Annotated in this window: 10 protein-coding genes and 6 tRNA genes; 9 read left to right on the top strand and 7 right to left on the bottom strand. The window is 26.5% G+C overall.

The window, feature by feature from the left end; all coding sequences use genetic code 4:
- Nucleotides 1-39 precede the first annotated feature (39 nt).
- Genes ACWXVS_RS02590 through truB form a run of 3 tightly spaced genes read right to left on the bottom strand, consistent with a single transcriptional unit; the run spans nucleotide 40 to nucleotide 2,609 of the window.
- The gene (locus ACWXVS_RS02590) at nucleotides 40-888 is read right to left on the bottom strand and encodes an FAD synthase (RefSeq protein ID WP_455994177.1); all 849 of its coding nucleotides are present in this window, start codon (nucleotides 886-888) and stop codon (nucleotides 40-42) included.
- Between the two features lie 53 nt (nucleotides 889-941).
- Nucleotides 942-1,748, bottom strand: coding sequence for a YcsE-related riboflavin metabolism phosphatase (locus tag ACWXVS_RS02585; protein WP_444705151.1), 807 nt, complete (start codon nucleotides 1,746-1,748; stop codon nucleotides 942-944).
- Nucleotides 1,749-1,757: 9 nt separating this feature from the next.
- The gene (gene truB / locus ACWXVS_RS02580) at nucleotides 1,758-2,609 is read right to left on the bottom strand and encodes a tRNA pseudouridine(55) synthase TruB (protein WP_455994898.1); all 852 of its coding nucleotides are present in this window, start codon (nucleotides 2,607-2,609) and stop codon (nucleotides 1,758-1,760) included.
- A gap of 347 nt (nucleotides 2,610-2,956) precedes the next feature.
- Between truB and ACWXVS_RS02575 the strand changes: the two genes are divergently transcribed.
- The 3 genes from ACWXVS_RS02575 to ACWXVS_RS02565 all read left to right on the top strand — a co-directional run bounded on the left by ACWXVS_RS02575 (nucleotide 2,957) and on the right by ACWXVS_RS02565 (nucleotide 3,418).
- Nucleotides 2,957-3,032: transfer RNA gene (locus ACWXVS_RS02575), tRNA-Thr, on the top strand.
- 5 nt (nucleotides 3,033-3,037) lie between these two features.
- Nucleotides 3,038-3,121: transfer RNA gene (locus tag ACWXVS_RS02570), tRNA-Leu, on the top strand.
- A gap of 123 nt (nucleotides 3,122-3,244) precedes the next feature.
- On the top strand, nucleotides 3,245-3,418 hold the full coding sequence (locus ACWXVS_RS02565) for a hypothetical protein (protein WP_455994896.1): 174 nt from the start codon (nucleotides 3,245-3,247) through the stop codon (nucleotides 3,416-3,418).
- Nucleotides 3,419-3,526: 108 nt separating this feature from the next.
- Here the strand turns inward: ACWXVS_RS02565 and ACWXVS_RS02560 are convergent.
- From ACWXVS_RS02560 to ACWXVS_RS02545, 4 genes are all read right to left on the bottom strand, one after another.
- A tRNA-Val gene (locus ACWXVS_RS02560) sits at nucleotides 3,527-3,602 on the bottom strand.
- Nucleotides 3,603-3,605: 3 nt separating this feature from the next.
- Nucleotides 3,606-3,681, bottom strand: a tRNA-Glu gene (locus ACWXVS_RS02555).
- Nucleotides 3,682-3,685: 4 nt separating this feature from the next.
- Nucleotides 3,686-3,760 (bottom strand) — tRNA-Asn (locus ACWXVS_RS02550).
- Between the two features lie 108 nt (nucleotides 3,761-3,868).
- A tRNA-Thr gene (locus tag ACWXVS_RS02545) sits at nucleotides 3,869-3,944 on the bottom strand.
- 171 nt (nucleotides 3,945-4,115) lie between these two features.
- Here ACWXVS_RS02545 and ACWXVS_RS02540 point away from each other — a divergent pair.
- From ACWXVS_RS02540 to ACWXVS_RS02515, 6 genes are all read left to right on the top strand, one after another.
- Nucleotides 4,116-4,556, top strand: coding sequence for a division/cell wall cluster transcriptional repressor MraZ (locus tag ACWXVS_RS02540; RefSeq protein ID WP_438340860.1), 441 nt, complete (start codon nucleotides 4,116-4,118; stop codon nucleotides 4,554-4,556).
- Nucleotides 4,550-5,464 carry a 16S rRNA (cytosine(1402)-N(4))-methyltransferase RsmH gene (gene rsmH, locus ACWXVS_RS02535; protein WP_438340912.1) on the top strand — a complete coding sequence of 305 codons (915 nt, stop codon included), beginning with the start codon at nucleotides 4,550-4,552 and terminating at the stop codon, nucleotides 5,462-5,464. The genes ACWXVS_RS02540 and rsmH overlap by 7 nt, the downstream gene beginning before the upstream one ends.
- Nucleotides 5,465-5,467: 3 nt before the next feature.
- Nucleotides 5,468-6,529 carry a hypothetical protein gene (locus tag ACWXVS_RS02530; protein ID WP_455994893.1) on the top strand — a complete coding sequence of 354 codons (1,062 nt, stop codon included), beginning with the start codon at nucleotides 5,468-5,470 and terminating at the stop codon, nucleotides 6,527-6,529.
- Nucleotides 6,530-6,596: 67 nt separating this feature from the next.
- Entirely contained in the window at nucleotides 6,597-7,730 is a 1,134-nt protein-coding gene (ftsZ, locus tag ACWXVS_RS02525) for a cell division protein FtsZ (RefSeq protein ID WP_455966233.1), read from the top strand.
- Between the two features lie 269 nt (nucleotides 7,731-7,999).
- Nucleotides 8,000-11,152: a hypothetical protein gene (locus ACWXVS_RS02520; protein ID WP_455994890.1), complete on the top strand. Its 3,153-nt coding sequence runs from the start codon at nucleotides 8,000-8,002 to the stop codon at nucleotides 11,150-11,152.
- A 708-nt stretch (nucleotides 11,153-11,860) separates the two neighbouring features.
- Nucleotides 11,861-12,496 (top strand): hypothetical protein, encoded by a 636-nt coding sequence (locus tag ACWXVS_RS02515; RefSeq protein ID WP_455966229.1) that lies wholly within the window; start codon nucleotides 11,861-11,863, stop codon nucleotides 12,494-12,496.
- Nucleotides 12,497-13,617 lie beyond the last annotated feature (1,121 nt).

Below are 13,617 nucleotides of genomic sequence, written 5' to 3'. Positions count from 1 at the left end.
CTGATTTATACAAAATTATCCACAGTATCCAAATTTAATTTATTTAGCAAATCATTTTTTGGCAATTTGTATATCGCTGTCTTGAATTTTATTTTCATGATTAAGACTGATATATCTTATTAATGCTTCAAACTCGACAAATATTTCTTGATACTTGCTTGGAATTATATCAAGATCTAAAAGATAGGCAACATTATCAAAACCTTCATCATTTTTTATACCAATTTTAACTAAACCGTGATATTCTATATCATTAATTACAACGTTTGTAATATAAATTCCTGATTTAATTTTTTTGATATTTTCAGGATATTTAAAATGAAATTTATCAAAATTGGTAATAAAAGCATATTTTTCAATAAGCAGATTATTTATTGCCGAAATGTTGCCTTCATCAATTAATTCATTTATTAATGTTGAGGAAATTTTTCTTTTATTAATCTTTCGTTCGTTTGCTGTATAGACTTCAAAATTTTTTTTAAGGTAATTAACATCGCCACTTCTACGAAAGCCAAAATAAAAATCATTACCGCATACAACATATTTAACGTTATTATTTTTTAAATTATTGCAAAAGTCATAATGTGAAACATTCATTGTATCTTCATTAACATCAACTAAAAATACGAAATCGAATCCTAAATTAAATAATGTATATAGTCTTGTTTGGACTTGAAAGGCCTTGTTTTCATGTATTTTCGACTTTTTATATGGTTGGTTAAATAGCATAATTGCTAATTTGTAATTTGCCCCTGAATTTTTTAGGTCCTTTGCAATTTTGATTAATTCATAGTGTCCTAGATGAAGAGTTTCAAAACTGCCTAAAACCATAATTAAGTCATTATTTATTTCAAAAATTTGTTTAAAATTTCATTCAAAAATTTTCATATTAATAATTTTACTTTAATTAATAATTTTAAAAATAAATAAAAATTTTACGATTACTCGTAAAATCCTTTTTCTTTTAGTTTGAAATATGGTCCATCTTCAGTAACAGGTAAACATATTTCATTAGCAACATCTTTAGTGGTATCTTCTCCATTTCCCATAGCTATTCCTAAACCAACTAGTTTTAGCATCTCAATGTCATTTTCAGAATCACCAAATGCAACCATTTCACTTGGCTTAATATCCAACAGTTTGCCCAATACTTCTAGACCCACAGCCTTGGTAATGCCTTTAGCTGAAAGAAATATTCCCCCAGGTCATGTTGCTAAAACTCACATATTCATATTATGGTGTTCGAATAAAATATTAAGTTGCTTAGCTCAATATTCGGGATTATTTGTGCTAACAGTGATTAGATAGTTTTTATCATTTTTTGTTTCGAATTCTTTTTCTGATATAAATTTATCTTTATAAGGTAGATAGAATCAATGATTTAGATTAAATAAATCATTATAATAGCCCCATTTATATCCTACAAATGAAAATGGTATCTTTCTTTCATTAGCAAATAATCTGAACTTTACAAAATCATTATAATCAATAGTTTGTTCAAATATGTATTCATTAGTTTTTAAATCTAAAATAAATGTTCCATTTGCACCAATAAAATAATCAACATATGGATTATGTATTTGTTTTCCGACTGTAAAAATATCACGTCCTGAACAAAGCACATTAATATAACCTGCATCTTTTAATTTGCGAAACATTTCTTTCATTCTTAGAGAAAGTTCATCTATGCCAAATGGTAGCAATGTACCGTCTATATCAAACACAACCATCTTGTACTTGTTATTCATTTTAACCTCTTAACTAGGCAATGAAAATATACGGTTGAATAAAACCTTGTCGAAGGTTATGAAACCGTTATTTATTTGTCCTCAACCAATTATTTGATTATTAAATGTAAAAAGGCCTTTTCCGTTAAAGTTTTTAAATCTATCGAAAAAAACCAATTTTGACTTTATTAATTTCACTTCAAAATGTGTAAGTGTATATAATTTTACTCTAAAAAGAGAGTTTATGTTATTGATTTGCTCAAAATCGAGACTTTCATTTAATTTAATATTCCCAATTTTCTCTCGCTTTAAAATATTTACAACAGCATCCGTTTCAAGATATGTTCCAATATCATGAATTAATGACCTTATGTAAGTTCCTTTTGATACTTTTGTCCTAATGATGAATGATTGTTTTTGATAGTTAAAATCTATTAACTCCAAGTTGTGTATTTTAATATTACATTCTGCTAATGAAAAATCTATGTTTTTTCTAGCTAAATCATAACTTCTTTGTCCATTTATTTTTTTGGCCGAAAAAACTGGAGGAATTTGTTTGGTTTGATTTTTAAAATGTTTTAGCGCATTTTCTAATTGTTCCTTGGTAATCATTTTTTTATTTTTTAAAAAAATAACTTCTTCACCTTCATCATAACTTTTAGAAGAGCAATGAAGTGAAGCTTCAACAAAATACTGTTTTGTATCATTAATAAGTCATGGCAAAACTTTTGTATCATCATCACTAGCAACTATTAAAAGACCTTGGGCTAACGGATCAAGAGTACCGCTATGACCAATCTTTTTAATATTATGTTCTTTTGCAAATTTTTTAATTGCAAAAAAACTTGATTCTCCTCTTTTTTTATTAATCTTAAAAAACATTTTTCCTCAATGTAATTTATTATATCATTTTTAAATTATTTAATCAATTGAAGGGGTTATTGATGAGATAACTGAATATCAAAAGCTTTATCTTCTTAGTTTTTAAATTAAGTGTTGGATTTATGTATTAACGAAGATTACCATATTTATCATGAGACAAGTTTTACTTGATTTGCTAGTTAAAAAATATCTCTTTATTTTATAAAAACACTAATTTACTAATTTATAAAAGTGTATAAAATAAAAATAGGTGTTTTGAATCATATTTCAAAAAATTAAAATATATGCTACTTTTTTTATTAAATAACAAAAAAATTATATATAATAATATAGCATTAAATAAGTAAGCCGTTTTAGCTCAGTTGGCAGAGCAACTGACTTGTAATCAGTAGGTCGTAGGTTCAAGTCCTATAAACGGCACCATATATGCGCGAGTGGTGAAATTGGCAGACACGTTAGTTTTAGGCACTAATGCTTCCGGCGTGAGGGTTCAAGTCCCTCCTCGCGCACCATATCATTAAATATGTTGTTTAGAAAGGTTATAAATGCCTTTCTTTTTTTATTTTAAATTTTATAATGAAAAAATAATTAATATAATTCAAATTGCGCGCTAAACTTAATATGTTATGAGGAAAATGAAATTATTTGAAATGTTTTCAGGCATTGGCAGCCAATATAAAGCTCTTAAGAATTTAGAGCATAAATTGAATTTTAAAGCAGTTAGTTTGGGTGCTTGTGATTTTTATATTGATGCAATTATTTCATATATGATAATTCATTGCGGTAATCGTAATTACTTTTTTTTATAGTTAAAAATCTTATTATGTTGGTTTATTTGTTATGCGCTTAAATTAGTGGATAACAAATAAAGCATAAAAAAAATGCCGTGAAGGCATTTTTTATTGGTGATTTACAAATGGTGGAGAATGAGGGGCTCGAACCCACGACCCTCGCCTTGTAAGGGCGATGCTCTCCCAACTGAGCTAATTCTCCAAATGGTGACCCTAGCGGGACTCGAACCCACGCATGTATGGATGAAAACCATATGTGTTAACCACTTCACCATAGGGCCATACTGGCGCCGACTATTGGGATTGAACCAACGACCAACTGGTTAACAGCCAGCTGCTCTACCGCTGAGCTAAGTCGGCACTCATATAAGTAAATGCTTAATTATTATAACCTAAAAAAATATTTCTTAATAAAAATTTTTAATTTATTTATATAAGCACCATCATATCTCGTATTATCGGCAATTATGGTGCTGGTTAGAGGTATCGAACCCCCGACCCACTGATTACGAATCAGTTGCTCTACCATCTGAGCTAAACCAGCATGTAAATTATTTTAGCAAATTTTAGTAAAAAAGTAATTTTCTAAATTATTAATTATTCATTTGTTAATTTTAAAAAATATAAACTTGTCGCTTTTTATTAAAAAAATACTTTTTTCAAAAAATAGTTTATAAAAATAGTAAAATTTGGTTGATAGTGGGAGGAAGTGGAAATGTATGGTAAATACGAGCGAAGCTTAGATGACAAATTAAGAGTTGTCATTCCGCCTAAAATACTTAATGATTTAGGAAAGGAATTTTTTATCACAATTGGTTTTGACAAACAATTAGTTTTGAGAGATAAGGTTGAGTTTGAAAAACTAAAATCTAAACTTGAGGATAATAATTTGCTTAATAGAGATTTGAGAGAATTAAGTAGATTTATCTTTGCAAATACAGAATTAGTTGTGCCAGATAAGTCAAATCGTATTATTATTCCGAAACATTTAGCTTTTAAAACCACTATCAAAAAGGATGTTGTCTTCATCGGATCAGGAAACACCTGTGAACTTTTTGCAAAAGAAGTTTATGATGCAAAAGAAAGATATTTCGAAGATGAAATTGACATTAATAATCTAGCTCAGAAATTATTTGAACAAGGGGTTAAATTATAGAAAAACATATTCCTGTTTTGCTAAATGAAGTAGTTAACTCATTAGACATTAAGCCAAATGGGATTTATCTTGATTTAACTTTAGGAAGAGCTGGACATAGTGTTGAAATTTTAAAAAAAATAAAAGACCAAGGTAACGGGAGACTTATTTGCTTTGATAAAGATATTGAAGCAATACGTGATTCCGAACAAAAATTAAAATTAGTGAGTGACCTTTTTATATTAGTTAAGAGTGATTTTAGATTCTTGAAAGAAGAATTAGCGAAACTTAATATTGAAAAAGTTGATGGAATCTTAGTTGATCTAGGCGTATCTAGTCCACAACTAGATGATGCTAGAAGAGGTTTTTCATATTCACAGGATACAAAACTGGATATGAGAATGGATTTGGATGCAGAACTTAATGCACATATAATAGTCAATGAGTGAGAAGAAGATAAAATTGCACAAATTTTATACGATTATGGTGATGTAAAGCTAGCAAGAATAGTTGCGAAATCAATTGTTAAAAATAGACCAATTAGTACTTCTTTTGAATTAAATGAAATTATTAAAAAAGCATTACCAGCCAAAATTGTTAGACAAAAGAATCCATCGAAAGCTGTATTTCAAGCTTTAAGGATTGCGGTTAATGATGAATTAAATGCATTAGATGATTTGCTAAATCAGGTTATAGATTTATTAAATGTTAACGGCAAGTTAGCTATTATAACCTTTCATAGCAAGGAAGATGCAAAAGTCAAAAGATTCTTTCAAAATTTAAATTATGTAGATCCTAAATTAAAAAGATTGCCAGTTCAGACTGAATTAAAGTGAAAACAAAAAATTATTTTTCCTTCTCAAAGCGAATTTGAGAATAATAAAAGATCACGTAGCGCAAAAATGAGAGTGATAACAAAAATAGGTTAATTTATGAAGAAAAGTGTTATTATAGCATACAAATTTGAGGTCAGCAGTTTTTCTGTTGAGGTTATAGAGCAAAATTCTTTTGGAAATATTTTGATTTATAAAAGAAGCATTAGTAGCACAATTTTTAACCTATTTGAGTTAGATTCATTTATTTGCAAAACTAAAAAAGAAATTGAAGCAACCATATCTTTGACAATAAAAAATGTTGTTGTAATTATTCAAGATTCATCTTTTTTGAAAATTAATAAGAAAATAATTTCTAATAAAAGTAATCAAAAGCTAACTAATTATGAATTAGCTAAGAAACTATACTACTTAGAAAAATCAAATAGTAATTACTTATTTGATTACTCATATCTAAATAATGATAATAACAATCAATTAATAAGTCTTAATCTTTTAGAATGAAATGTTGCTAAAAACATTTTTAATCTATTTAAGAAAAATAACCTAAATATTTTAAAAATTTATGACTATGAATTTCTTAAAAATATTTATTTTAATCAACAAAGAGATTCTGGAATAGCTACCCAAATTTATTTAGATGATTACAGCTTGAAATTAAATGTTTTAAAAAATGATGTAGTTATAATTAAAAAAAATGTTAATTTAGGAATAGATTATTTAATTGAATTCATTGCTAAACAATTGAAAACTACCAAAAAAATAGCTTATACTAAATTTAATTTATGGCAATGTAACTTAAATTCTGGCAATAATTTATTATTTAAAAAAGTTCTGGGATATTATTTAAAAAAAATTAATGATTATGTTGAATCTTTTTTAAAAAATATAAAAGATATTAATATAAAAGTTAATTTTAATGTAAGTAATAGCAAATTCCTAGAAACCATAAAAACGTTTAAAAACTTTAAAATTTTAAGTTATTTATCAGACAAAGCTTATTGCGCAATTGATGTTATTAGTTATGAAATGATGGGAATTATTAATCTTGTTAACAAAAGACAAAATACTATTAAAGAAATGACTATAACCTCTGAATTATTTATTTTAGACGTAAATAAACGAGAGGAAAAAGGATATTCTTTTAATTACAAAAAATAAACTCAATTTTATTTATATAATTTAGTTAAATTAAAGATAAAGTAGAAAAAAAGTAAGGAGTACTGCCATGCCAGAATTTGAAAATTTCAATTCCGTTGCTAATATTAAGGTTATCGGTGTTGGTGGTGGTGGAAATAATAGTATTCAAAGTCTTCTTGATACAAAAATTGATGGATTAGAATTTGTTGTTGCAAATACAGATAGACAAATTCTAGATAAATTTGATAAATCACTAACACTACAATTAGGTGATAAAAAAGGTATCGGGGCTGGTGCTAATCCAGAAATTGGAAGACAAGCTGCCGAGCATTCAACACATGAAATAAAGGAAAAGATAAAAAATGCTAGCCTAGTAGTTATTACTGCTGGGATGGGTGGCGGCACAGGTACTGGAGCAGCCCCCGTGATTGCCAAATTAGCTAAAGAACAAAATTCTTTGGTAATAGCAATTGTAACTACACCCTTTTCATTTGAAGGAAAAAAGCGAAGTCAGATTGCACTCCAAGGGATTGAAGAATTAAAGAAAAATGTAGATTCTTATATTATTATTTCAAATGATAAATTAAAAGAATCTTTTGGCGAAATTTCTTTTAAGGATGCTTTTAAGGTTGCAGATAATATTGTTAAGCAATTTATTAGAACTGTTGTCGATATTATAGCTGTACCTGGTTTGATTAATTTAGACTTAGCCGACCTAGAAACGTTAATTAAAAACAGTGGTGAAACCATTGTAGGAATCGGACAATCAACTGGTGAAAATGCGGCGCAGAAAGCAATGCATAATGCGATAAGCAGTCCTATTTTAGAAAGTAATATAAAAGGTATCACTAAAGCAATAGTTTATTTTTCGTCATCAAGAAATAGCACTATCAATGATTTTGAAGCCGCAATTGATGTTTTAAAGAATGTTGCTGGCGAAAATATTGATGTTATATTTGGCGTTGGTTCTCCTGCTAATGAAGAAGCAGAAAAACTTGGTGAAATTTATGTATCTGTAATTGCTACAGGAATAAATAGAACCAACAATAAAGAAGAAAATGATTTTAAACTCACAAATAGTGAAATCGAAAATCATACAGATGATGATACACAAGAATATTTGACAATTTCAGGTTTTGATTCATCTAAATCTAAATCCCATTTGAATAATAAATATTCAAATGATGATGAAAGCAATGAAATTATTTACAATAAATTTTAAAATAAGAAGATGTAAGAATTCCTGTTTTAAAAGTAAATTATTTTAGAGAGAGGCAGTTGCCTCTTTTTTATTACCCAGGGTTAGAAAGCATGAATATATTGGATAAATAAGCTAAAACATATACAAATTTTATCATTATTATAAATAATGATAGCCTTTCAAAATAAGCAACTTTGCGAAAAAAAAAAAAAAAAAAATGTAACATATAACCTATAAAAATTGAAAAATATTTGAAAACGATAGCTTAAAAAAAGAAAGAGTATAAATTTATGGAAAATACCAGTGAAAACAAACAAAAAAAGAAAAGACGTGGCAACATTATTTTAGCTTTATCCCTTTCACTATCAATTGTTGCGACAGGAGCTTTGGTTGCTTATTATTTCTTAAATGCCAATAAAAATGGAGTTAATGGTGCAAATGATATTAAAGGTTTAAAAATAAAGGACCAGAAAATTGCTTCAAACTCAGCAGTGTTTAATTTGAAAAATATTGATGAAAATGATAATATGGATAGAACATTTTTAGTTTTATTTTATGCCAAAAAAACACCATATGAAATAGTTAGAAAGTCTCACACAGTCGGAAAAAATAGTGAAAATATGCATTTTGGGCTAAATAATGAGAAACCGTTATCTCCTAATACTGATTATGAATTTCAGATGGTTTATAATAATAAAATTGTTTTTATTCATCAATTTAAAACCTTAAAAGCTGAGCAAAAATATTCACAAGATGAATTAGATAAAACAAACAGCGAACTAGAGAAAGCAAAGCAAAATGATTTATTAAAAAATAGGGATGTAATTTCTAAGACAGAAGAATTAAACAAGGCTAATGAAAAACTAAATAAAACCAGGAAAAATAAGGAAGCTTTGGAAAAACAACTTCAACTTATTAAAGAAAAAATAAAAACGCTTGAAAAATCAAAAAAAGATGCGGAGCAAAATAAACAAGAATTAGAAAATAGCGTTATTTATGCGAATAATGAGTTAGTAGATAAACTAACCAAAGAATTAAATGAAGAAAATAGGAAACTAGAAAAAGCTAAAAATAAGGTTAAAAATGCTCAAGAAAGCGTTGAATCCTCAACTTCTAACGCTATTGATATAGATAATGATTTAGCAAAGAAAACTAAGGAATTAGAAGAAGCTAAAAAAGAATCAGAAAAAGCTAATAATACTATAATTGCTCTTAATAGTGATAAAAATAGAATAAATAATGAATTAAATAATGCTCAAAAACAACTAGATCAAGCAAATAAACAACTTAATGATGCAAAGCAGGAAGTAAGTGAGACAACTCAAAAACTGAATAGTCTTATTTCTACAAATATTGAACTAAACAATCAAGTTCAAGAAGCAAGTAGACTTGAAGAAGAAATTTCCATTGACGCAGGTCGTATTTTTAAAGAATTAGAGAAAGCAAATAATAATCTAGTAAAAGCAAAGGACAATCAAAAAAACATCTTAAAACAAATTGAAAATTCTAAACGTGAATATCAAGAAAAAGAGCAAAATTTTAATCAAATAAATAATGAATTGGAAGAATCAAAAAGATTATTGAAACAGGCTCAAGATACACAAAATAACTTACAAACACAATTAGATGAAATTAAAAAAAATAAAAAGCAAAAAAATGAAGAGATTAATAAACTAGGTAATGAAATAAAATTAGTTGATGGAACCATTAAGAAAATAGAAAAATTAATTGCTGATATTAAAAATGATGAAATCGATAAAGATCGTTATGCTAACCAGTTAAACATTGAATATGAAATTTTGAAACAAAATTTAAAACTCGCAAATGATCTTAAAGATGGTGCTGCTGAAAGTTCTATAAATATCGAAAAAAGAATTAAGCAAAATTTAGAAGAAATAAAACAAAAAAAATTAGATATAGCTAAATTTACTAATCAAAAAAAATTATTAGAAAATAACCTAGTTGAACTAGGAAATAATCGTACATCTATGAGAATCAAGATCGGACAAGTATCTGAATTGGTTGAAAAAAATAAGAAACTAATTGATTCATATAATAAAAATATAAGTGATTATCATGAAACATTAGATAGAATTGCTGAGGCCAATGGATCTGATACTGGTATTGGTGATGGAGGAGCTGCGGCGGAGGATAGAATTTGAGAGATAATTGATCGACTTCAATCCGAAAAGAGTAGTATTGAGAAAGATTATAAAAGGGCACAAAAAGAATTGGCAGAATGGGAAGAAAAAAAGAAAAAACTCGAAAAGGAAATTGTGCCAGTAGTAAAAGAATATTGAGATTTTGATGGAAAAATATTACAAGCAGAGAAAAGACTGTTGGAGTTAACTAAAGAAAAAGACGAAAATATTGAAAGAAAAGCCCAATCTGAAAAAAAACTAAAAGAAGCTGATGCTAATGTAGCAATCAAAGAGAAGCAAAAGAATGATAAGTTTGAATTATTACAATTGGCAAGAGCAGAAGCCGCTGAAGTTAAAAAACGTAGAAAAGATGCAGAAAACAATTTAAGATTAACTAAGGAAAAATGAATAACAAAAAATCAAGAGATTCAAGATGCTAATAATGCATTAAATAGTTCTAATGATATTTTAGCTGCATTGGAACAAAGCCTAAGGGACGCAAAAAAAATTGTGGATGAAAAGCAAAAAGAAGTAGCTAAAAATGAGAAAAGTAAAAGTAATGTTGAAGTGCAAAAGCAAAATTCTTTTATGAATAATAAGAGATTAATGAAGGCGCTTGAAAGTATTAACAATGATATTTCTTTAAAAACTGATGTGTTAAATCAAAAAAGTAACGAATTAAGTGATTTAAATAAAAGACGTGAACTGCTAGCTTCTAATAAAAATGCATCTGTGCAAAAAGCTAACAAGAATAATATAGAATTGCAAAAAGTTCAACATGAATTAAATAGTGCTAATCATAAAGTTCAAAGTTTATTTGAAAATGTAGGCCAAAAAACTAAGGAAGTAGAGCGAATAATAAAAAAACTGCAAGATATTGAAAAAGCTATCAATAAAACAAATAATAATAATAATAATAATAATAATAATAATAATAATTTAACAAATAAAAAACAAAAAGAATATGAAAATGCTAAGCAAAAAAATGATGCTGCTTTACTGAAACTAAATAATGAAAAATATAAACTCAAAGAAGCACAAAAGGAATTAGAAAAAATAGCTATTGAAATTAATCTAAAACAGCAAAAATTAGAGAAAGCAAAAAATAAATTTAATGATATTTATAGTCTTAATCAAGAAATAATTAAAACAATAAACGATGTTGATTTAAGTATTAAAAATATTCTTAGTGAAAGTGATAATATAAAAAAACAAATTCTAAAAAATGAAAAAGAATTAAAATCAGATGAAGAGAATGTATCTGTTAAAGAAAAAGAACTTCAAAAAATAAAGAAGGAATAAAATAATGCATAAACATTTCATGAATTCACTAAGGAATATTAAATGCTATTAGATTAATAAATTTTTCAGAAGTTAAGAAGTACCGTTTAGCTTAAAAAAATAAATAAACTTTAACTTAAAGCTTGATTTTTTTAAAAAAATAAAAAAGGTAGCATAAGTAATCTTGCTTTCCTATGCCCTTCATTTAAGTATAAAAATAAAGAACGTAATTTAAATCTTTTTAATAAGGAAGTGTAAGAATTTTTTGCGTAAATTAATTTCTAGCTTACTTTTTATTAAGAGATTTGAGAATGGTAATTACGCAAATTTAAATTTATTATATAAAAATAACCAAACAACAAAATAATTGAAAAAATTTTTGTATCTGATGTTTGGTTATTTTTTTGTTATTTATCATTTGTGTCTACTGAGAAATTGAGTCTGATTAAAGAGATGCCTTAAATTGGAAACAACATTATCTCATTTTTTAAGTTAATTTTAATTGTAAAATTCTCATAAATATAATTATTTGACCAATAGGCTAATGATAATGATACCTTTATTTTTGCATATGTTTTTGATAATAGCAAATTCGTAGTAAAGCTAAAATAATATGTTATGGCATACAAAAAAACAAATTTTTGCTATTTTGCTACCAAATTTTGCAAAAAAAAAAAAAAAAAACTATAATTTTGTTTTGTATATAAAAATTTTATCTAAGGAGATATCATGAAGAAATCTAACAAAATTTTATTAACATTAGCAAGCATTTCAATACCTTTTATAACAGCTGCAACTGTTATTTCTTGCAGTTCAAATAATGATAAAAAACCTAGTGATCCTAAAATAGATGATCAAAAGAAACCAGAAGATTCTAAAAAGAATGAAGAAGGCAAAGAACAAGAAAAGAAACCAGAAATTAATGGCAAAACTGAACCTGAAAATAAGGATCCAAAAGATGATGGCAAGAATAATGATTCAAAAAAAGAAAATAATAAAAATAATGAACATTTAGGAAAAACCCTTCCTGACGGCAAAACAGAAGATGAGGATGGCGAGGATACCCTTACATCTCCAGCCCTACCTAAACCAGAGCCAACACCAGAAGAAGATGATTTGATAAATAATCTTGATGAAGAAGAGGTTAAAGAAATTGAAAAAAATGAAGTCCTTGTATTTCAAGGTCTATTTAAAAAGAGTTTTGAAGACCTTCAAAAGCAAGTTTTAGAAAAAGATTTACAAAAATTAATTACCGATCTTCCAGATCAAATTAAAAAAAACATTCCTAAATTTGATGACAAAATTAAATTAGGTGAATTAAAATTAACTCCTGAAAGTAAAGAATCTAAGGAAAAAAATAGTTAAGAAGGAATAATAACTATTTTTACAAAAAACTAGATGACTTAAAAGTACCAAAACTTTAAGTTTGCATTCTATTTAAGCTACCCATATCACGATGGTAACTATCAACTTTAAAAAAATAAGGATATGGTTTGTTTTAAAGAAACTTCTAAAGAGAAATTAGAAATATTTAATTCTTTTAACTTTGCAAGGAATATTTTAAAACAATCAAATTTATATCGGTTTTATTTAAATTTGCCGGCGGTTCTTAAATTTTTATAATAACGAGTTTGTGTTTGTTAAAAAATATATAAAAATCTAGATACATTTGTGTCTAGATTTTTTGCTCTTAAGGAGATAAAATAAAGAAATTAGGAAGAGAGAAATAGTTAAATATTTACGTTTCAGACCATAAAAAATGTGCAAAATAGATAAAACCATTAGGAATTTCTTTTTAAATTGCAAAGAAAATAACAAGTGGTCTAATTATTGACAAATCATAGAAGACATTTTAACAAAGCACAATTCAGTAGTAATAAAAAGCGTGCTACTAAAGAAAAGCATCTTTAAGATGCTATTATGAAAATGAAAGATAGATACTTCAATAACTTCGTTTGATATAGTGAGAAAATGGTTTAATAAAAGCAAAAAATAAAACCATAAAATGGTTATTCAATAAAAATTTAAAATTTGAATATCTTAATTTTTACAAAATCGCTTATTATGAATTTGCTACACTTATGAAATACGAAATAATTAATTGGTGCGCTTTTTGCTTGTATGAGAGCAACGTGTGATTAATTATTATTTGACATAAATTAGGTGGATTACCAATGAAGTTATTGGGCAATGCTGCATTGTGGCAAAACACAAATTTGAATAGTTACATTCAATTATCCATTCAGTTTTTTGTGGCACAGTTTAAATTTTTAAAAACATTTGCTTTTAAAGGATATATAACAGCTGGAATGTTTTTTGTTATTTTCAAAATTAAATTTAGATGTAATAGATAAAAAATAAAATATTATTGTAATTTAACTCGATAGTATAAGTAAAAATCTTGTATTAGTATTTTTATTTTGTCTATATCCGTTAAATTGCAACAAAAATGAGCCACCTAACATATATAGTAAAATGTTATAGGT

The organism is Mycoplasma sp. 327, assembly GCF_053851655.1.
Note: the sequence above shows the minus strand (reverse complement) of the source record. Positions and strands in the feature narration are given on the sequence as shown.